Consider the following 19,697-nt stretch of genomic DNA (forward strand, 5'->3'; position numbering starts at 1 on the left):
TGTGGCTGCTGTTAGTAGCGGTAGGTATCGGGCTTGAACGGACCGTCGACGGTCACGCCGATATAGTCGGCCTGCTGCTTGGTCAGCTGGGTGACCACGCCACCAAAGCCCTTGACCATTTCCAGGGCGACTTCCTCGTCCAGCTTCTTCGGCAGCACTTCCACGGTCAGGCGCTGGGCCTTGTGCTCGGGCAGCATGTCGGCGAATTTCTGCTCGAACAGGAAGATCTGCGCCAGCACCTGGTTGGCGAAGGAACCGTCCATGATGCGGCTCGGGTGGCCGGTGGCGTTGCCCAGGTTCACCAGGCGGCCTTCGGCCAGCAGGATCAGGTAGTCGTCGTTGGCCGGATCGAATTGACCGGCGCCGGTGCGGTGGATCTTGTGCACCTGCGGCTTGACCTCTTCCCACGCCCAGTTCTTGCGCATGAAGGCGGTGTCGATTTCGTTGTCGAAGTGACCGATGTTGCAGACCACAGCGCGCTTCTTCAGGGCCTTGAGCATGCCGGCGTCACAGACGTTGGCGTTGCCGGTGGTGGTGACGATCAGGTCGATCTTGCCCAGCAGCGCCTTGTCGATGCAAGCGTCGGTGCCGTCGTTACGGCCGTCGATGTATGGCGAAACCAGCTCGTAGCCGTCCATGCAGGCCTGCATGGCGCAGATCGGGTCGATCTCGGAGACTTTGACGATCATGCCTTCCTGGCGCAGCGAAGCGGCCGAGCCCTTGCCCACGTCGCCGTAGCCGATGACCAGCGCCTGCTTGCCCGACAGCAGGTGGTCGGTGCCGCGCTTGATGGCGTCGTTGAGGCTGTGACGGCAGCCGTACTTGTTGTCGTTCTTGCTCTTGGTGACCGCGTCGTTGACGTTGATCGCCGGGACTTTCAGGGTACCGGCCTTGAGCATGTCGAGCAGGCGGTGCACACCGGTGGTGGTCTCTTCGGTGACGCCGTGGATGCGCTCGAGCATCTGCGGGTATTTCTTGTGCAGGATTTCGGTCAGGTCACCGCCGTCGTCGAGCACCATGTTGGCGTCCCACGGCTGGCCGTCCTTGAGGATGGTCTGCTCGATGCACCACTCGTATTCCTCTTCGGTCTCGCCCTTCCAGGCGAATACCGGGATGCCGGCGGCGGCGATGGCGGCGGCGGCCTGATCCTGGGTGGAGAAGATGTTGCAGGAGGACCAACGCACTTCGGCGCCCAGGGCGGTCAGCGTCTCGATCAGCACGCCGGTCTGGATGGTCATGTGGATGCAGCCGAGGATCTTCGCGCCCTTGAGCGGCTGGCTGGCGGCGTATTTGCGGCGCAGGCCCATCAGTGCCGGCATCTCGGATTCGGCGATGATCAGCTCGCGGCGGCCCCAGTCGGCCAGGGAAATATCGGCGACCTTGTAGTCGTTGAAAGCGCTCATTAAAGCTCTCCATTCGTTGTCTGCGAATGGGCGCCGTTGATGCGTTTGGATAACGCCCCGGGCGAGCCTGACAGCCTTTCAGGCTGCTGCAGCGCCCCTCGACCGGGTGGCGGGAGCGACCGGAGCTGTGCCGGTCGTTTGAAACTGGCGGATTATAGCTGCGTGCGGCGTGCAGCCCAAGGCTTTCCGTCGCTTGCATGAGGCAGGGTGGGCAGTTGTCCCAGGAGCATTGGCCAGATCGCCGTTCAGTTATCCTCGTGCGGGTAATGGCGTGGCGTTCATCATCAGCCGCCTGCTCTACTTCGTCGGCAACCTGTCCGACTGGGGGCTGGCATGCTCACTGGTCTGATTCGTAGGTATGGGGCTGATCGTGGCGCTGTTCGTGGTATCCGCTAGCTGAACGCCAGCTGACAGCCATGCAGGCGACGCCACGGTTGTGACAAGAGGTCGCTTGGCCCGACCGGAGCGAGCCGCGATACTGGCGGCCCCTTGTCACCCTGGGAAGTCGTTCGATGGTCCTGAAGAAACTCCTCCTCACCTGCGTCTGCGTGTCATTGGCCGCGTGTGGCGGGGTCGATCCCGAGTCGCCCTTGGGTAAACGCCAGGCGTTGTTCAAGGAGATGCTCAAGGTCAGCGAAGACCTCGGCGGCATGCTGCGCAATCGCATTCCCTACGACGAAGCTGCCTTCATCAGGGGCGCCGCCAGGCTCGATAGATTGTCGCGCGAGCCCTGGCAGCATTTCCCCTCGGTGGCCGACGACGAGCGCAGCAAGGCCAGCCCGGAAGTCTGGCAGCGCCAGGAGCAGTTTCAGAAAATGGCGCGCGATCTGGAGCAGGCCACCGCTGCACTGGTGCAGGCGACGACCACGCCGCCGCTACGCCGCTCCGAGCTGGAGCCTGCGGTGCAGGCCGTCGAGGATAGCTGCGAGGCCTGCCACAAGGCTTTTCGCGCTTACTGATCGACGCTCGCTTCGGCTTCGGCCTGCTGCAGTTCGGCGCGCGCTTCGGCCAGCTTGGCCTGACGCTTGGCGATCTTCTCCTGATCGCCCGTGCCCATGGCTTCGCGCAGATCCTTTTCGCGCTCCTGCACTTCCTCACGAGCTTCCTTGACGCTAGCCAGGCGCTCTTCATGCAGCGAAGCGTCTTCGCAATGGGCATCGACGTTGCCCAGTGCTCGCCGCAGCCCATCCAGTTCTCTGGTATTGCCGCTCTGCTGCGCGGCGTCGATCTTCTCCTGAAGTACCTGGCGTTTGACGGCGCAGCCACCTTCGCCGTCGGCGGCGAGCAACGGCGTGGCATTCAGGTTGGCGGCCAGCAGCAGGCCGAGCAAAGCGGTATGACGGATCATGATCTTTCTCCTTGGGTCTCTTTCGAAGTGACCTTGACGGTCGCGCGAGGTTCGACCCGATTGAGCCATTGCCTGACCTGGATCAACTGCGCGGTGGATGTGGCGCTGGCTCGAAGCCGGCAACGCCGGCCCGCTGCAATCGCTCGCCAAGGCGCTGCACCTCCGGATGGCTGAAAAAGGCTTGCAGGCGCTCGGCGCTCTTCGGGCCGACGCCCGGATGTTGCAGCCAGTCCTCGTGGCTGCGAGACAGCAGCGCTGGCCAGTCATCTTCCTCGCGTAACTGCAGGCCCGGCGGCACGCCAAGTGCCAGCAGCCACTGCTGCAGCGGGCGTTGCTGGGCTTTGGCAAAGACCTGCTGCAACTGCGCGGCGCGACGTGGGCCGATACCCGGCAGTCGCTGCAGTTGCTGGCTGTCGAGCTCCAGCCAGTCGAGCAGGCCATGCAATTGCTCGCCGGCCAGCAAAGTATTCCAGGTGCCCGGCCCGACGCCAGGCAGGTTCAGACCCCGTTTGCCGGCGAGCCAGTTCAGCCGGGCATGAAACTGCTGCTGACATTCGGCGCTCAGTCGCCAGCAGCTCAGGGCGTGGTACCGGCCAGGATCGGGCGCGTGCACCTCTGCGCGCTCAGGGCTGCGCCAGATCACCTGGTCGAGGCGTGGAATGGTCAGGCCCGCCAGGCGTATCGACACTTGATCGCCCGGGCGTATGTCCAAGTTCTCCCAGGCTTGCAGCGAGCCCAGGGCCACGCGGCTGATGCGTCGTTCATCGAGGTCGACCGGCAGCAGGCGCAGGATCGGCGTGATGCGTCCCGTGCGACCGATGCTGAAGTCCACCGCCTGGACCACGGCCAGCGCCTGGCTGGCCGGGTATTTCCAGGCGATTGCCCAATGCGGCGCCTCAGCCTGCCAGCGTTCGCCAGAGGGGCGCGCGCCCTGGCGCAGCACCACGCCGTCGCTGGCGAATGGCTGCGGCTGATCGAACCAGCGTTGGCGCCAGTGGCTGGCCTGTTCCGGGCTCTGCAACGCCTGCGTGTAGTGCAGGCTGTCGCTGAAGCCGAGCTTGTGCAGGGCTCGCAGGCGCTCGGGCATCTGCTCGGGGCCGTCCGGCCAGTCCCAGACGAACAGGCCGATGGCGTCAGTCTCGTGCTCGTCCAGGGTCTGTCGCGCCATCAGACCGGCCACCTTGCCCCGCGCACCAGCGCCACCGTCACGGCTCTGTATGTGATCGTTCAGGCGCCAATAAAGCTCGCCCTGCAGCACGGCGTCGAGTGGCTCCGGCAATTGTCTCGGTACACCTGGCAATTGCCGGGCGCGGGCCGTCCAGTCCTGTCCCTGGCGTCCGTCACCGCGGCTGATGGCTTGCTGAAGCAGGCCGTTGCGGTAGACCAGCGTGACTGCGACGCCATCGACCTTGGGCTGAATCCACAGGTCATCGCGGCTGGCGATCCATTCGACTACCGCCGCGTCGTTCAGCTTGCGCAGACCGGTTTGTGCCACCGGGTGAGCGAGCTTGCCCGTGCTGCCCGCCAGCGGTTCCGGCAGGGAGTCGAGAGCGCCTGGAAAACACTGGTGCCAGGATTGCAGGCGCTCGCGAGCCTGATCGTAGATCTCATCGGCGACCAGCGAGCGGCCCTGGTTGTGATAGGCGTCGTCCCATTCAGCGATCTGCTGGCCAAGGGCGGAGAGTTCGGTCTTGACGCGGCTGGCCGGCCAGTCGGGACAGAGGGACGCCTGGGCGGTGAGTGGAAAAAGCAGCAGCGCGATCCAGCGTTTCATGGCAAGCGTCCGTGCTTGGGGAGGTGAACTTCAGACTAGACCAATTCGTCGCCTGCGTTGGTTCCGCTTCGGCAATGAAAAAGCCCCGCACACTCAGGCGCGGGTGAAGCGCTCTGATTGGGCGGAGCTGAGCAACTGTGGTAGCGGCCTTGGCCGCGTTGTTTTTCCATCCCGTTCGCGGACAAGTCCCCTCCCACAGGAACTGCTGCCTTTGCCATCAGTGGTTAGGGGAAACCAGTCGCGTAGCCCGGATGCAATCCGGGCTGCGAAACGGTGGGGGAGGCTTGGCTGCGATATTTCTTCTTCACCGCATTCGCGGACAAGTCCGCTCCTACAGGAGCTGCCCCCCTCCTATCAATGCGAGAGGGGCAGCGTAGCCGGATGCAATCCGGGACGGTTTTGCGTCAGTCCCCGGATTTCACCTGACCGCGAAACTGTGGGAGCGGCCTTGGCCGCGATGTTGCATCTCCACCCCTTTCGCGGACAAGTCCGCTCCCACAAGAGCGGTAGCCTCTTCCCCGGCCCTCTCCCATAATGGGAGAGGAGGCGCCAGGCGTGCTGCCTTGAGTGAGCAGCGTTACCGCGCTGGGCGGGGCTTCGAGTGACGCCTGAGGGTCTTACAGGCCGGCAGCGGCGCGCAGGTCGGCAGCCTTGTCGGTGCGTTCCCAGGTGAAGGTGGTGAAGCTGTCGTTGCCGACGGTCTTGGACTGCGGCGTGCGGCCGAAGTGGCCGTAGGCAGCGGTGTCCTGATACATCGGGTGCAGCAGGTCGAGCATGCGGGTGATGGCATAAGGACGCAGGTCGAACACTTCGCGCACCAGCTGGATGATCTTCTCTTCGGCGATCTTGTGGGTGCCGAAGGTGTTGATCGAGATGGAGGTCGGCTGGGCCACGCCGATGGCGTAGGACACCTGGATCTCGCAGCGCTCGGCCAGGCCGGCGGCGACGATGTTCTTGGCCACGTAGCGGCCGGCGTAGGCGGCCGAGCGGTCGACCTTGGACGGGTCCTTGCCGGAGAAGGCGCCGCCGCCGTGACGGGCCATGCCGCCGTAGCTATCGACGATGATCTTGCGTCCGGTCAGGCCGCAGTCACCCACCGGGCCGCCGATGATGAACTGGCCGGTCGGGTTGATGTGGAACTGGGTGTCCTTGTGCAGCAGTTCGGCCGGCAGCACGTGCTTGACGATCAGCTCCATCACGCCGTCGCGCAGGTCGTCGTATTTCACTTCCGGGTTGTGTTGGGTAGACAGCACAACCGCGTCGATGGCGGCGACCTTGCCGTTTTCGTAGCGGCAGGTGACCTGGGATTTGGCATCCGGGCGCAGCCACGGCAGCAGGCCGGACTTGCGCGCTTCCGCCTGGCGCTCGACCAGACGGTGCGACAGCACGATGGGGGCAGGCATCAGCACGTCGGTTTCGTTGCTGGCGTAACCGAACATCAGGCCCTGGTCGCCAGCGCCCTGATCTTCCGGCTTGGCGCGGTCGACGCCCTGGTTGATGTCCGGGGACTGCTTGCCAATGATGTTGAGTACGCCGCAGGTGGCGCCGTCGAAGCCGACGTCGCTGCTGGTGTAGCCGATATCGCAAATCACGTCGCGGACGATCTGCTCCAGGTCGACCCAGGCGCTGGTGGTGACTTCACCGGCAACGATGGCTACGCCGGTCTTGACCAGGGTTTCCACAGCCACGCGGGCGTGCTTGTCCTGGGCGATGATGGCATCGAGCACCGCATCGGAGATCTGATCGGCGATCTTGTCCGGATGCCCCTCGGACACGGACTCGGAGGTAAACAGGGAATATTCGCTCATCTATCGGTTCCTTTCTTGCCGGAGGCTGAAGGCGCTGTGCGCGTCGGGTTTGGCAAAGTGCCGTAATTGAATCTGAAAGCCGTTTTTCAGGCCGATGTAGAGGCTTTCGCCGGGCGTCAGGCCGGCGGCCGTCGCCCAGCGCGCCAAGTCTTCCTGTTCGAAGCCGAGCCACAGATCGCCACAGGCTTCGCGGGCCCAGCTCTGGTCATGGCTGCACAGCTCGCTGAGCAGCAGGCTGCCACCTGGGGCGACCAACCCGGCCAGCTTGCGAAAGGCCTCGGCTGGCGTGGCGAAGTGGTGCAGCACCATGTTCAGCACCACGCAGTCTGCCGGCCGTTGTTCGTCCTGCAGCGCATCGGCCAGCTTCAGCTCGACGTTATGCAGGTTTTCGGCAGCGCAACGCTGGCTGGCCAGTTCGAGCATAGCCGGGCTGTTGTCCAGCGCCGTGACCTGGGCGAAACGCCGCGCCAGCTCGGGTAGGAAGGCGCCGTCGCCTGGGCCGATTTCCAGCGCCGTGGCGCTCGGGGCGAAATGCAGGGCATCGAGCAGGGCCAGCAGGCTGTCGCGATACTGTGGCAGGCCGGCGATCAGGTCCTGCTGCGCCTGGAAACTGGTGGCCATGCGTGCGAAGAAGTCGCGGCTGACGGTGGCGCGCTGCTGATGCACGGTGGCGATACGCGCCTGCACGTCGCCGGGCAGCGGCAGCGCGTCGATGTCGTCCAGCAGGGCAGCATGCAGGCGGCCATTGGGCAGGGTGCGACGGTAGAAGATGGCATTGCCCTCGCGGCGCGTGGCCACCAGCCCGGCCTGGGCCAGCACCTTGAGGTGGTGGCTCATGCCCGACTGGCCGATGGCGAAGATCTGCGCCAACTCCAGCACCCCGAACGAGTCGTTGCTCAGCGCGCGCAGCACGTTCAGGCGCAGTGCATCGCCGCCGGCCTTGCACAGGGCGGCGAGCTCGTCGCAGGGGTCGAATTGCAGCTGAGGTGCGCGCAGGGTCATGGTGGCGCAGTCTAGTCGGTCATTTTTCATACAGCAACACCAATATCAAAAAGTTTTGATATTGGGCTTGGGGTGGGTTGGCGCCCTGGTGTCACAGTGCACTCCGGTCATGCTGGCACGGGGCGGTGATAGGCCTGGCAAACAGCCTTGCGCAGAGTGTTTCAAGCGAGACAGGCGTGCTGATTTTGGCTCTACGACCATCTGTCATTGCTCCGCGGGGCCCGGCTGGGCGAAAATACACGCCTTTTTTCGCCCCTTTCATTCAGAAGCAGCCCCCGTAGGAGATTCAGCGATGCCCAGCCGTCGTGAGCGTGCCAATGCCATTCGTGCCCTCAGCATGGATGCTGTGCAAAAAGCCAACAGCGGCCACCCCGGTGCCCCCATGGGCATGGCGGACATCGCCGAAGTGCTGTGGCGCGACTACCTGAAGCACAATCCGGCCAACCCGAACTTCGCCGATCGTGACCGCTTCGTGCTGTCCAACGGCCACGGCTCGATGCTGATCTACTCGCTGCTGCACCTGACCGGCTACGACCTGTCCATCGATGATCTGAAGAACTTCCGCCAACTGCATAGCAAGACCCCGGGCCACCCGGAGTTCGGCTATGCGCCGGGTGTCGAGACCACCACCGGTCCGCTCGGCCAGGGCATCGCCAACGCCGTGGGCTTCGCCCTGGCGGAAAAGATCATGGCGGCGCAGTTCAACCGCGACGGCCACAACATCGTCGATCACCACACCTACGTGTTCCTCGGTGACGGCTGCATGATGGAAGGCATCAGCCATGAAGTCTGCTCGCTGGCCGGCACCCTGGGCCTGGGCAAGCTGATCGCCTTCTACGACGACAATGGCATCTCCATCGACGGCGAAGTTCACGGCTGGTTCACCGATGACACCCCGGCACGCTTCGAAGCCTACGGCTGGCAGGTGATCCGCAATGTCGACGGCCACGATGCCGACGAAATCAAGATGGCCATCGACACCGCGCGCAAGTCCAGCGACCGTCCGACCCTGATCTGCTGCAAGACCATCATCGGCTTCGGTTCGCCGAACAAGCAGGGCAAGGAAGAATCCCACGGCGCCGCTCTGGGCCACGATGAAATCGCCCTGACCCGCGCTGCCCTGAACTGGAACCACGCGCCGTTCGAAATCCCGGCAGACATCTACGCCGAGTGGGATGCCAAGGAAGCCGGCCTGGCGGCCGAAGCCGAGTGGGACCAGCGCTTCGCTGCTTATTCCGCTGCGCATCCGGAACTGGCCAATGAATTCATCCGCCGTATGGCCGGCGAGCTGCCGGCCGACTTCTCCGAAAAGGCCAGCGAGTTCATCCGCGCCGTGGCCGAGAAGGGCGAAACCATCGCCAGCCGCAAGGCCAGCCAGAACTGCCTGAACGCCTTTGGCCCGCTGCTGCCGGAGCTGCTCGGCGGCTCGGCGGACCTCGCCGGTTCCAACCTGACCCTGTGGAAGGGCTGCAAGCCGGTGGTCGCCGAGGATGCCTCGGGCAACTACATGTACTACGGCGTGCGCGAGTTCGGTATGAGCGCGATCATGAACGGCGTGGCTCTGCACGGCGGCCTGATTCCCTACGGCGCGACCTTCCTGATGTTCATGGAATACGCCCGCAACGCGGTGCGCATGTCGGCGCTGATGAAGCAGCGCGTGCTCTACGTGTTCACCCACGACTCCATCGGTCTCGGTGAAGACGGCCCGACCCACCAGCCGGTCGAGCAACTGACCAGCCTGCGCACCACGCCGAACCTGGACACCTGGCGCCCGGCGGATACCGTCGAAGCCGCAGTGGCCTGGAAACACTCGGTCGAGCGCAAGGACGGCCCGAGCGCGCTGATCTTCTCGCGCCAGAACCTGCCGCATAACCTGCGCGACCACGAAACCGAAGCGGCCATCAGCCGTGGCGGCTACGTGCTCAAGGACTGCGCCGGCGAGCCGGAGCTGATCCTGATCGCCACCGGCTCGGAAGTCGGCCTGGCCATTCAGGCCGCCGACAAGCTGAGCGAGCAGGGCCGCAAGGTGCGCGTGGTGTCGATGCCGTCGACCAACGTTTTCGACCAGCAGGACGCTGCCTACAAGCAGTCCGTACTGCCGCTGCAGGTCACTGCGCGGATCGCCATCGAAGCCGCCCATGCGGACTTCTGGTACAAGTACGTCGGCCTCGAAGGTCGCATCATCGGCATGGACACCTACGGCGAGTCGGCGCCTGCCGGTCAGCTGTTCGAGCATTTCGGCTTCACCATCGAGAACATCATCGGCACTGCCGAAGAGCTGCTCGACGCCTAAGTACCGTTCTTGGAAGCGAGCACTGCGCGGAACCTCTGGTCTCGCACAGGGCTCGCCGGCCAGGTTTCTCTTTCCTTGTGAGCGCCTATGCCACGCCATCGCCCCTATCGCGTTGCCCTCAACGGCTATGGCCGTATCGGCCGTTGCGTGCTGCGCGCGCTGCACGAGCGTGGTAATGCCGCGAGCCTGGAAATCGTCGCGCTCAACGACCTGGCCGACCAGGCCAGCATCGAATACCTGACTCGCTTCGACTCCACCCACGGGCGCTTTCCCGGTGAGGTGAAGGTCGATGGCGATTGCCTGCACATCAATGGCGACTGCGTGAAGGTGCTGCGTCAGAGCGAGCCAGAGGCCGTCGACTGGGCGGCGCTGGATATCGACCTGCTGCTCGAATGCTCGGGGCAGTACACCACGCGTGCCGACGCCGAGCGTTTCCTCGATGCCGGCGCACCGCGCGTACTGCTGTCGCAGCCGATGGCGAGCGAGGCGGATATCGACGCCACTGTCGTCTTCGGCGTCAATCAGCAGTGCCTGAGCGGTGCCGAGCGCCTGGTGTCGAATGCGTCCTGTACCACCAACTGCGGTGTGCCGCTGTTGAAACTTCTCGATGAGGTGGTGGGTCTGGAATACGTCTCCATTACCACCATCCACTCGGCGATGAACGACCAGCCCGTAATCGATGCCTATCACCACGAAGACCTGCGCCGCACGCGCTCGGCCTTCCAGTCGGTGATCCCGGTATCCACCGGGCTGGCCCGTGGTATCGAGCGCCTGCTGCCAGAGCTGGCCGGGCGCATCCAGGCCAAGGCCATCCGCGTGCCGACGGTCAACGTCTCCTGCCTGGACATTACCCTGCAGACCGCGCGCGACACCTCGGCAGAAGAGATCAACCGTGTGCTGCGCCTGGCAGCGGAAAGCGGCCCGCTCAAGGGACTGCTGGCCTACACCGAATTGCCGCATGCCAGCTGCGACTTCAACCATGACCCGCACTCGGCCATCGTCGACGGCAGCCAGACCCGCGTGTCCGGCCCGCGCCTGGTCAACCTGCTGGCCTGGTTCGACAACGAGTGGGGGTTCGCCAACCGCATGCTCGATGTCGCCGAACACTTTCTCCTACAAGCCAATCAAGCCAATCAAGCCAATCCTGCTCCTTGAAGGACTGAATTATGACCGTTCTGAAGATGACCGACCTCGACCTCGCTGGTAAGCGCGTGTTGATCCGCGAAGACCTCAACGTCCCGGTGAAGGACGGTGTGGTCAAGAGCGACGCGCGTATCCTCGCCTCGCTGCCGACCATCAAGCAGGCGCTGGAAAAAGGCGCGGCCGTACTGGTTTGCTCGCACCTGGGCCGTCCGGAAGAGGGCGTCTACAGCGAGGAAGACAGCCTGGCGCCGGTCGCCGCCTACCTGAGCAAGGCCCTCGGCCGCGAAGTACCGCTGGTCAAGGACTACCTCGGCGGTGTCGAGGTCAAGGCCGGTGAGCTGGTGCTGCTGGAGAACGTGCGTTTCAACAAGGGCGAGAAGAAGAACAGCGACGAGCTGGCCCAGCAGTACGCCGCCCTGTGCGACGTGTTCGTGATGGACGCCTTCGGTACTGCCCACCGCGCCCAGGGCTCGACCCATGGCGTGGCCAAGTTCGCCAAGGTCGCCTGTGCCGGCCCGCTGCTGGCTGCCGAGCTGGACGCACTGGGCAAGGCCCTGGACAAGCCGGCCCGGCCGATGCTGGCCATCGTCGCCGGCTCCAAGGTGTCGACCAAGCTCGACGTGCTCAACTCGCTGGCGGACATCTGCGACTCGCTGATCGTCGGCGGCGGCATCGCCAACACCTTCCTCGCCGCTGCCGGCCTGCCGGTGGGCAAGTCGCTGTACGAGGCCGATCTGGTCGACACCGCCAAGGCCATCGCGGCCAAGGTCAGCGTACCGCTGCCGGTCGATGTGGTGGTGGCCAAGGCCTTCGCCGAAGACGCCGAAGCCACCGTAAAGTCGGTTCAGGACGTCGCTGAAGACGACATGATTCTCGATATCGGCCCGCAGACTGCCAAGCAGTTCGCCGAGATGCTCAAGGCCTCGCAGACCATCCTGTGGAACGGCCCGGTCGGCGTGTTCGAGTTCGACCAGTTCGGCAACGGCACCAAGGCCCTCGCCCTGGCCATCGCCGAGAGCCCGGCGTTCTCCATCGCTGGCGGTGGCGACACCCTGGCGGCCATCGACAAGTACGGCGTGGGCGAGAAGATTTCCTACATTTCCACTGGTGGCGGTGCGTTCCTCGAGTTCGTCGAGGGCAAGGTACTGCCGGCCGTGGAAGTGCTGGAGCAGCGCGCACAATAAAGGCGAGCCAGGATGATGGGTGTCACCCAGCGCCCCAGCTGATTAAACCCTGACGCGAACGGGTGGTCTGTAGAAAACCGGATCATCGTACAAGGAGTCGTGTCATGGACAAGTTAGCCGCATTGAGCGTGATTGGTATGTTGCTGGCCGGTTGTGCCGGCGGTGGTCGGGAGGCGGCCTGTGAGGTCTTCAGCCCTGCGCAGATCGAAACCCCGACCACTCAGGATGATCAGCGTGTCGAGGAAAGCACTGGCCAGCCTACTGGCCCGGCGCCGGAACAGCGTTGCTGACGAGGAGAGGTAATTGAGCGGGATCAAACTGGCGGGGCTCGCTGCCATCGCCCTGCTGCTGGCAGCCTGCAGCAACCAGCCGGCCGCGCCGGAGCAGTGGAATCGCTGGGTGTGCGACAGCCAGGCCGAAGTCCAGTGGCGCTTCGCCAATGGCAGCTTCGATCAGGTGGACGTGCGCCTGGGCGGTGACGACATCGTCTATCGCCTGACTCAGGAGCCGGCCGCCTCCGGCGCGCTGTACAGCGACGGGCGTCTATCCTTCCACACCAAGGGTGAGGAAGGTCTGGTCTACTGGACGGCCACCGATGACCTGATAGGCCGCGGCTGCAAGGCTCCGTAACACCCTCGGTGATGCCGAGGTGAGGGCGGCGGGTATGTCCCAGCTTCACGAAACTTGAACAACGCCTGCCCCTGCGGCAGGCTTGCACGATTAACGACCTCCAAACCGGGAGACAGAAACACCATGGCACTTATCAGCATGCGCCAGATGCTCGACCACGCCGCCGAATTCGGCTACGGCGTGCCGGCCTTCAACGTCAACAACCTCGAGCAGATGCGCGCCATCATGGAAGCCGCCGACAAGACCGATTCGCCGGTCATCGTCCAGGCCTCCGCTGGTGCCCGCAAGTACGCCGGTGCGCCGTTCCTGCGCCACCTGATCCTGGCTGCCATCGAAGAATTCCCGCACATTCCGGTGTGCATGCACCAGGACCACGGCACCAGCCCTGACGTGTGCCAGCGCTCCATCCAGCTGGGTTTTTCCTCGGTCATGATGGACGGCTCGCTGAAGGAAGACGGCAAGACCCCGGCCGACTACGAGTACAACGTCCGCGTGACCCAGCAGACCGTGGCGTTCGCCCATGCCTGCGGCGTGTCCGTGGAAGGCGAGCTGGGTTGCCTGGGCAGCCTGGAAACCGGTATGGCCGGTGAAGAAGATGGCGTCGGCGCCGAAGGCGTACTGGATCACAGCCAACTGCTGACTGATCCGGAAGAGGCCGCCGACTTCGTCAAGAAGACCCAGGTCGACGCCCTGGCCATCGCCATCGGCACCAGTCACGGTGCCTACAAGTTCACCAAGCCGCCAACCGGCGACGTGCTCTCCATCGAGCGCATCAAGGAAATTCACAAGCGCATCCCCAACACCCACCTGGTGATGCATGGTTCCTCCTCCGTTCCGCAGGAATGGCTGAAGGTGATCAACGAATTCGGCGGCGACATCAAGGAAACCTACGGCGTGCCGGTCGAGGAAATCGTCGAAGGCATCAAGCACGGCGTGCGCAAGGTCAACATCGACACCGACCTGCGTCTGGCTTCCACCGGCGCCATCCGCCGCATGATGGCCGAGCACCCGAGCGAGTTCGACCCGCGCAAGTTCTTCGCCAAGACCATCGTCGCCATGCGTGACATCTGTATCGCCCGCTACGAAGCCTTCGGCACTGCAGGCAACGCCTCCAAGATCAAGCCGATCTCCCTGGAAGGCATGTACCAGCGCTATGCCAGCGGCGAGCTGAACGCCAAGGTCAACTAAGCCCGGCGCGTTGCATGCAAACGCCGCGGTTCCTCACGGAGCCGCGGCGTTTTTTTATGGCCGGCGTTCAGGTCGCGTCAGTTCGCTGCACCAACCAGCGAGCGGTGTTCGATCTTGAGCAGATCGAAGCGCGCGGCGCCGGCTTCGGTTTCATACCCGATGTTGTCTTGGGTATAGACGCCAGCCTTGAAGTAAAGCGGTTTGACCGCCCAGGTCGGCTCCACTCGGGTGTTCCAGTTGATGCTGTTGAGGCTGATGGCCAGGGTGCCGTCGGGTTTCAGGTTGATCACGTAGCGAAACAGCTGGTTCAGACGGATGCCGCTGGCGATGTTCACCACCTGAATCTCCGATGTTGGCGTTACACGGACCTTGGCGACGATATTGCCGTCGGCGGTTTTGGTCTTGTACTGGTACTCCAGCTTGAGTAGCGGCTCGGAACTCTTCAGCGCGTGGATCTGGCCAATGACGATCTTGCCGGTGGACGGCACCTGGCTGACGCTAAGCGACGCACGCAGGAAATTGTCCGCCTCCGGGTAGGTCCAGTTGCGCAGACGGCCGTCGGCGAAGGTTTCGCGCAGTTCGGTGCGGGGGTATTTCGCGCTCTCGGTCGTGGTGCCATTGACCGGTGCCCAGAAGAAGATGGCGCCTTCCTTGGACTGGAAATAGTGATCCTGGTAACCACCGGCCAGAACGCGGGTCTCGATGGTGGTCGCGGGGACGCCGACTGGAACGCTGAGATTCCACATGGCGAGTTCGATCATGCTCAAAAGCTCCTGAAAAAGGAAACTTCAGTCGGGGGCACATCTCATCCAGGAGTCAGTAACGGCTTACTTGGCGTTCCAGCCGGTGACGCGCGAGCTAGAAGGGTGGCAGGGCTGTCTTCACGGGCGGCGAGTGCGCTCGTGGCGCGCTTTATAACGGCAACCGGGGCAAAAGCGTGATAGCCGTCCGTCGCCTTATTGGCGCCAATATAAAGTCGTTATCATTGGCGCTTTTAATCCACTGTGCAGCTCCGCCAGAAGTGTGGGATGGCGCGTCGCCCGGTGTAGGTAAAACCCTGTAAAACACCCAGGGCATAACGGCCGGTGGGGTGCGCCATAATTCGTGCACTGTCGTTCCGGGAACCGTCATCCATGTCCAGCAAGCCGCGCCTGTTGCTCGCTTTCCTCCTCGCCGTGTTGCTGGCTTCGCTGCTTGCCTCGATCTTCCAGACCCAGACCAACCTTGCCGCCCTGCAGGCTCTGGGAGCGCCGGTGCCAATGGATGTGCGCGTTGGCACCACCTGCCTCGACCTGCTCGGTTTCGCCCCCACCTTCATCCTGCTCAGTGCGCTGGGCTTTCTCGTCGCCCTGCCGTTGGCCATGTGGTGTGCGCGACGCATGCCGATGCTGCGCTGGCTGATCTTCGTTCTGGCGGGCGCGCTGGCCATCTGGTCGGCATTGGCGCTGGCCAACGCCGTTGCGCCGATGCCAACGCTGATCGCCGCTGATCGCAGCACGGTCGGCACGCTTGGACTGATGGCCTGCGGCAGCGTCGGCACGTTGCTGTTCGGCCTGCTCGGCCGGCGTGTGCGCTACCGGACGCGCCCGACCTCTTCCGACTCCCTGTGACAAGGCGTTGCCCATGTTGAGAAGTACCCGCGCGCTATTGCTCGGCGCCCTGTTCGTCAGTGCCCCCGTGCTGGCGCTGGATTACCGCATCGAGACCTTCAGCGAAGGCCTGGAGAATCCCTGGGCGATGGCCTTCCTGCCGGATGGCCGCATGCTGGTCACCGAGCGCGTCGGGCGCCTGCGCATCATCGAGGCCGACGGCAGTGTCGACCCGGAACCCGTCGCGGGCCTGCCTGAGGCGTTCATCGCGGCCCAGGCCGGGCTGATGGAGGTGGCGCTGGACCCGGACTACGGCGAAAACCGCTGGCTGTACTTGACCTACGCGCACGGCTCGCTCGAGGCCAACAACACGCGCCTGGCCCGTGCCCGCCTGGTGGACGACGAGCTGCATGACTTCGAGGTGCTGTTCACCGCCCAGCCGCTCAAGGCTGGAGCTTCGCACTATGGCGGGCGTATCGCCTTTCTCGCTGACAAGACCCTGGTGCTGACCCTGGGCGACGGCTTCGACTGGCGTGAGGAGGCGCAGAACCCGGCCAATCACCTGGGCAAGATCGTGCGGCTGAACCGCGACGGCAGCGTTCCGCAGGACAACCCGCTGGTGGGGCAAGAAGGGGCCGCGCCGGAGATCTACAGCCTCGGCCACCGCAACGTCCAGGGTATCTTCTTCGACGCCGAGCACGACCGCCTGTACAGCCACGAGCACGGCCCGCGCGGGGGAGACGAGCTCAACCTGATCGAAGCTGGCAACAACTACGGCTGGCCGCTGGCGACCTTCGGCGTCGATTACACCGGCGCGCGGGTCAGCCCCTACACCGAGTTGCCGGGGCTGACCGCACCCCTGCTGCACTGGACACCTTCGGTGGCGCCGTCGAGCCTGACGCTGTATCGCGGCGAGCTGTTCCCCGAGTGGCAGGGCGATCTGTTCGCCGCCACCCTGGCCGAGCGCAGCGTGCGCCGCATTCGTGTGCGCGACGGCATGCTGGCCGGCGAGGAGGCGCTGTTCGAAGAGCTGGACGAGCGCATTCGCGACGTGCGCGGTGGGCCGGACGGCGCCCTCTACCTGCTTACCGACAACCCGCACGGGCGTCTGTTGCGTGTGGTGCCCAGCGAGTGATGCGCCATCCGGTACACTGACGGTCCAGATGAAAGCGGGATCGTATCGTTGAAGTATCTACAGGGTTATCCGGTTGCCGTGCAGCAGCAGGTTCGCCAGCTGATCGCCGATGATCGGCTGGGCGGTTACCTGGCGCAGCGTTATCCGGGGCGACACGAAGTGCAGAGCGACAAGGCGCTGTACGGCTACGTGATGGCGCTCAAGCAGGAACACCTGAAGAACGCACCGGCCATCGACAAGGTGCTCTACGACAATCGCCTCGACCTCACCCATCGCGCCTTGGGGCTGCACACGGCGATCTCGCGCGTGCAGGGCGGCAAGCTCAAGGCCAAAAAGGAGATCCGCGTCGCTTCGCTGTTTCGCGACGCCGCGCCGGCCTTTCTGCAGATGATCGTGGTGCACGAGCTGGCGCACCTGAAGGAGGCCGAGCACAACAAGGCCTTCTACAAGCTTTGCGACCATATGCTGCCGGGCTACGCGCAGATCGAATTCGACCTGCGCATGTTCCTGACCTGGCGCGAGATGACGGCGGCTAACTGAGCCGCCGGTGCGCTGCCCCGCGAGCTCAGCCGTGCAGGCGCACGTTGAGCTGGTCGACCACTGGCGCCCAGTCGGCGTCCTCGAGAATCTCGTCGCGCAGCAGCGCGGCCTGCGCAGGCGTCCAGAACGGGGCTTCGGACAGCTTGCAGGCGTCCGGCAGCGGCGAATGGGTGCTGATGAAGGCGTTGATGCTGGCGGCATCGTCGGGCAGGCCGAGCTGCTTGAACAGGGCGGGCAGGCTGTGCACGGGGTTTTCCATGACGAACTCTCCAAACGTAAGGGTCATCGATAATTACCCTGCTTTGGCCCGGATAGTTCCGCTCACTCGACCATCACGACCTCGAAGGTCTGCAGCCGCTGGCCCATGGGCAGGGTGATTTCGTCGCCGGGGTGCTTGCCGAGTAGCAGGCGCCCCAGCGGCGCAGCATTGCCCAGTACCTGGATGCTCTGCCCGGCATGCTGCAGCTTCATGCTAGCGCCCTGCGGGCCGAGAAACAGCCACTGCTGGTGATCGTCTTCGCTGGCAAGCAGAATCAGCGCACCCAGTTCGATGCCTTGCGCCTCGTCGAATGGCCGCGGGCGCAACTGGCGCCAGGTGATCAGGGTCTGGCGCAGTTCTTCGACTCGGCGTGCCTGGCCGCTGGCCAGATAAGCGGCCTCCAGGCCCAGGGTGTCGTACTTGTTCTCGGCGACGTTCTCCTCATGGGTGGCCGCTTCATGTGCGGTGAGGGCGGCGAGGCTGGCCTGTTCGAGGTCGGCCAGCAGATGGGTAAGCACGTCTTGCAGCAGCAGATTCTTGTCCATGGAGCGTTATCGGTTCGGGTGAGGAGATGGGGCATTCCCATCTTCAAGGATGCTGGGTAGCCAGCTGTACACGGTTGCGCCCTTCGGCCTTGGCCCGGTACATGGCCGCGTCGGCCAGGCGAATCAGCGTGGTGGCATCGTCGCCGCCGCGGGTCAGGGCGATGCCGATGCTGGCACCGACGCGTACGGCACGATCTTCTAGATACATCGGCGTGTCCAGCCCTTCCAGCAAGCGCTTGGCCAGGTCCTGGGCATCCTCGGCCGACTGCACGTTCTCGCAGATCACCACGAACTCGTCGCCGCCCAGGCGCGCCGGCAGGTCGGCGTCGCGGATGTACTGGCGCAGGCGTCTGGCGATCTCGGCCAGCACTCGGTCGCCAAAGCCGTGGCCGTGCTGATCGTTGATCGGCTTGAAGCCGTCGAGGTCGATCAGCATCACGGCGAGCAGTTCGTCACGGCGCAGGCTGCGTGCCAGGGCCTGGTCCAAGTGCTGCTGCAGTGCGGTGCGATTGGCCAGGCTGGTCAGCGGGTCCTGCAGCGCCAGTTCGCTGAGGCGCTGGTTGGCCTGCTCCAGCGCCACGGTGCGTTCGGTGACGCGCTTGGCCAGGACCTGCTCATTGAGTTGCAACGCCGCCTCGCGCTGGCGCTTGAGTTCGTTGAAGCGCGCAGCCAGGGCGAAGGACAGCAGGATCATCTCCAGCCCCGAACCGATCTGCATGGCGTACAAGGTGAGGAAGTTCGACGGGATCAAGGCGAAGTTGCGCAGCGCCAGCAGCACAGCGCCGGTCAACAGCATCAGCCAGGCCAGGGCGAACAGGCGCGCACCGGGCACCCGGTAGCCAACGCAGACGAAGCTGGTGACCAGCAGCGTCAGGGTGGCGACCAGGCCGGTCAGCGACATCAGCTGCAACGCGCGCTGTACCGGCAGCAGCAGTGTCGCCACCACGGCGGCGCCGATAGCGATGCACAGTATCAGCAGGCCCCTGTCCCAGCGCGGCAGCCACTGGCGGGTATCGAGGAAGCTGCGGGCGAAGATCACCGACAGCAGGGCCGCCGACGTCAGGCTGACCGGCAGCATGCGGTTGCTCCAGGGCGCGGCGTCGGACCACAGATACTGCGCGCCAAGGCCGTTGAGCGAGAGCACGCTGAGGGCGAAGGCGCACATGAACAGCACGTAGTTGAGGAAGGGGCGTTCGCGCAGGGCGAGAAATAGCAGCAGGTTGTACAGGCCCAGCGCGATCAGGACGCCGAAGTAGATGGCATGCACCAGGTAACCGTTCTGGCTGTGCTGCTCGAATTCGCGCGCGGGCATCAGCGCACCGCTGAGGGTCATGCTGCCGCGCGAATCGACGCGCAGGTACAGCGTGCGCAGCTCGCCAGGTTGCAGGGTGATCTCGAATACCGGATAGCGATGACCGACGGCGCGCTCGGCGTAGGGCACGGTATCGCCGCTGCGTGACTCGCGCACGCCATCGGCGCCAACGTCGTACAGGCGCACTTCATCCAGCGAGGCGTAGTTCAACTCCAGGCGCCAGGCGCGTGTCTGCTGGGCGTCCGATTGCAGCGCCAAGCGCAGCCAGATCACCCCCGGCACGTAGCCGAAGCTCAGATCGCGGCGCTTCAGTGAGGACTCAAATGGCGCGTCGGCGGCGCGAACGTCGTCCAGGCTCAGGGTGCCCTGAGGATCGGCGAGAAAATCCACCAGGCCATGAAGATCCTGCGCCGCGCTGTCATCGCCCAGACGCGTGGCTGCGAAGGAGAGCTGGCTGGCCAGCAGCAGGCAGCACACCAGCAGCAGACCCGGCAACGAGACCGGAAAGGCGAGGGCGGCGTGTCGGTTGGCTGGCATGGGCAAG

General features: G+C 64.5%; 19 protein-coding genes and 1 riboswitch. Of the genes, 10 read left to right on the top strand and 9 right to left on the bottom strand.

Features of this window, described 5'->3' with window-relative positions; translation table 11 throughout:
* Window positions 1-11: 11 nt before the first annotated feature.
* Window positions 12-1,403 carry an adenosylhomocysteinase gene (gene ahcY, locus B3P22_RS04230; protein ID WP_275545568.1) on the bottom strand — a complete coding sequence of 464 codons (1,392 nt, stop codon included), beginning with the start codon at window positions 1,401-1,403 and terminating at the stop codon, window positions 12-14.
* 21 nt (window positions 1,404-1,424) lie between these two features.
* Window positions 1,425-1,509: riboswitch (S-adenosyl-L-homocysteine riboswitch) on the bottom strand.
* Window positions 1,510-1,915: 406 nt separating this feature from the next.
* On the opposite strand from ahcY, the gene B3P22_RS04235 reads away from it, so the two are divergent.
* Window positions 1,916-2,362, top strand: a complete 447-nt coding sequence (locus B3P22_RS04235) for a c-type cytochrome (RefSeq protein ID WP_296270022.1) — start codon at window positions 1,916-1,918, stop codon at window positions 2,360-2,362.
* Here B3P22_RS04235 and B3P22_RS04240 read toward each other — a convergent pair.
* The 4 genes from B3P22_RS04240 to B3P22_RS04255 form a co-directional block, all read right to left on the bottom strand.
* Complete coding sequence (locus B3P22_RS04240; protein ID WP_296270023.1) at window positions 2,356-2,751, bottom strand: DUF1090 domain-containing protein; 396 nt, start codon at window positions 2,749-2,751, stop codon at window positions 2,356-2,358. The two genes, B3P22_RS04235 and B3P22_RS04240, sit on opposite strands and share 7 nt — an antisense overlap.
* Window positions 2,752-2,833: 82 nt before the next feature.
* Complete coding sequence (ligB, locus tag B3P22_RS04245; protein ID WP_296270024.1) at window positions 2,834-4,525, bottom strand: NAD-dependent DNA ligase LigB; 1,692 nt, start codon at window positions 4,523-4,525, stop codon at window positions 2,834-2,836.
* A gap of 617 nt (window positions 4,526-5,142) precedes the next feature.
* Window positions 5,143-6,333, bottom strand: coding sequence for a methionine adenosyltransferase (gene metK / locus B3P22_RS04250; RefSeq protein WP_013713637.1), 1,191 nt, complete (start codon window positions 6,331-6,333; stop codon window positions 5,143-5,145).
* Window positions 6,334-7,335 (bottom strand): metalloregulator ArsR/SmtB family transcription factor, encoded by a 1,002-nt coding sequence (locus B3P22_RS04255; protein WP_296270094.1) that lies wholly within the window; start codon window positions 7,333-7,335, stop codon window positions 6,334-6,336.
* A 292-nt stretch (window positions 7,336-7,627) separates the two neighbouring features.
* Here B3P22_RS04255 and tkt point away from each other — a divergent pair, with 292 nt between their 5' ends.
* From tkt to fba, 6 genes are all read left to right on the top strand, one after another.
* Window positions 7,628-9,628: a transketolase gene (gene tkt, locus B3P22_RS04260; RefSeq protein ID WP_296270025.1), complete on the top strand. Its 2,001-nt coding sequence runs from the start codon at window positions 7,628-7,630 to the stop codon at window positions 9,626-9,628.
* Window positions 9,629-9,715: 87 nt separating this feature from the next.
* Window positions 9,716-10,783, top strand: coding sequence for an erythrose-4-phosphate dehydrogenase (epd, locus tag B3P22_RS04265; RefSeq protein ID WP_296270026.1), 1,068 nt, complete (start codon window positions 9,716-9,718; stop codon window positions 10,781-10,783).
* 11 nt (window positions 10,784-10,794) lie between these two features.
* On the top strand, window positions 10,795-11,955 hold the full coding sequence (locus tag B3P22_RS04270; protein WP_296270027.1) for a phosphoglycerate kinase: 1,161 nt from the start codon (window positions 10,795-10,797) through the stop codon (window positions 11,953-11,955).
* 104 nt (window positions 11,956-12,059) lie between these two features.
* Window positions 12,060-12,245 carry a hypothetical protein gene (locus tag B3P22_RS04275; RefSeq protein WP_013713644.1) on the top strand — a complete coding sequence of 62 codons (186 nt, stop codon included), beginning with the start codon at window positions 12,060-12,062 and terminating at the stop codon, window positions 12,243-12,245.
* A 28-nt stretch (window positions 12,246-12,273) separates the two neighbouring features.
* On the top strand, window positions 12,274-12,585 hold the full coding sequence (locus tag B3P22_RS04280) for an MliC family protein (RefSeq protein WP_296270095.1): 312 nt from the start codon (window positions 12,274-12,276) through the stop codon (window positions 12,583-12,585).
* A gap of 123 nt (window positions 12,586-12,708) precedes the next feature.
* Window positions 12,709-13,773: a class II fructose-bisphosphate aldolase gene (fba, locus tag B3P22_RS04285; RefSeq protein WP_092379497.1), complete on the top strand. Its 1,065-nt coding sequence runs from the start codon at window positions 12,709-12,711 to the stop codon at window positions 13,771-13,773.
* A gap of 77 nt (window positions 13,774-13,850) precedes the next feature.
* On the opposite strand, the gene B3P22_RS04290 is transcribed toward fba, so the two are convergent.
* Window positions 13,851-14,534, bottom strand: a complete 684-nt coding sequence (locus tag B3P22_RS04290; protein WP_296270028.1) for a polysaccharide lyase family 7 protein — start codon at window positions 14,532-14,534, stop codon at window positions 13,851-13,853.
* Window positions 14,535-14,906: 372 nt separating this feature from the next.
* Between B3P22_RS04290 and B3P22_RS04295 the strand changes: the two genes are divergently transcribed.
* From B3P22_RS04295 to B3P22_RS04305, 3 genes are read left to right on the top strand one after another with little or no spacing between them, the layout of a single operon-like run.
* Complete coding sequence (locus tag B3P22_RS04295; protein WP_296270029.1) at window positions 14,907-15,383, top strand: hypothetical protein; 477 nt, start codon at window positions 14,907-14,909, stop codon at window positions 15,381-15,383.
* A 13-nt stretch (window positions 15,384-15,396) separates the two neighbouring features.
* Window positions 15,397-16,497 (top strand): PQQ-dependent sugar dehydrogenase, encoded by a 1,101-nt coding sequence (locus tag B3P22_RS04300; protein WP_296270030.1) that lies wholly within the window; start codon window positions 15,397-15,399, stop codon window positions 16,495-16,497.
* Window positions 16,498-16,536: 39 nt separating this feature from the next.
* On the top strand, window positions 16,537-17,037 hold the full coding sequence (locus B3P22_RS04305; RefSeq protein WP_197858119.1) for a YgjP-like metallopeptidase domain-containing protein: 501 nt from the start codon (window positions 16,537-16,539) through the stop codon (window positions 17,035-17,037).
* A 25-nt stretch (window positions 17,038-17,062) separates the two neighbouring features.
* On the opposite strand, the gene B3P22_RS04310 is transcribed toward B3P22_RS04305, so the two are convergent.
* The 3 genes from B3P22_RS04310 to B3P22_RS04320 all read right to left on the bottom strand — a co-directional run bounded on the left by B3P22_RS04310 (window position 17,063) and on the right by B3P22_RS04320 (window position 19,690).
* A complete protein-coding gene (locus B3P22_RS04310; RefSeq protein ID WP_197858030.1) occupies window positions 17,063-17,296 on the bottom strand; it encodes a DUF2789 domain-containing protein in 234 nt (77 codons plus the stop codon).
* A gap of 62 nt (window positions 17,297-17,358) precedes the next feature.
* Window positions 17,359-17,841 (bottom strand): transcription elongation factor GreAB, encoded by a 483-nt coding sequence (locus tag B3P22_RS04315; protein ID WP_296270031.1) that lies wholly within the window; start codon window positions 17,839-17,841, stop codon window positions 17,359-17,361.
* A 43-nt stretch (window positions 17,842-17,884) separates the two neighbouring features.
* Window positions 17,885-19,690: a diguanylate cyclase gene (locus B3P22_RS04320; protein ID WP_296270032.1), complete on the bottom strand. Its 1,806-nt coding sequence runs from the start codon at window positions 19,688-19,690 to the stop codon at window positions 17,885-17,887.
* Window positions 19,691-19,697 lie beyond the last annotated feature (7 nt).

Source organism: Pseudomonas sp. UBA6323 (assembly GCF_002439135.1).
Taxonomy (GTDB): Bacteria; Pseudomonadota; Gammaproteobacteria; order Pseudomonadales; family Pseudomonadaceae; genus Aquipseudomonas.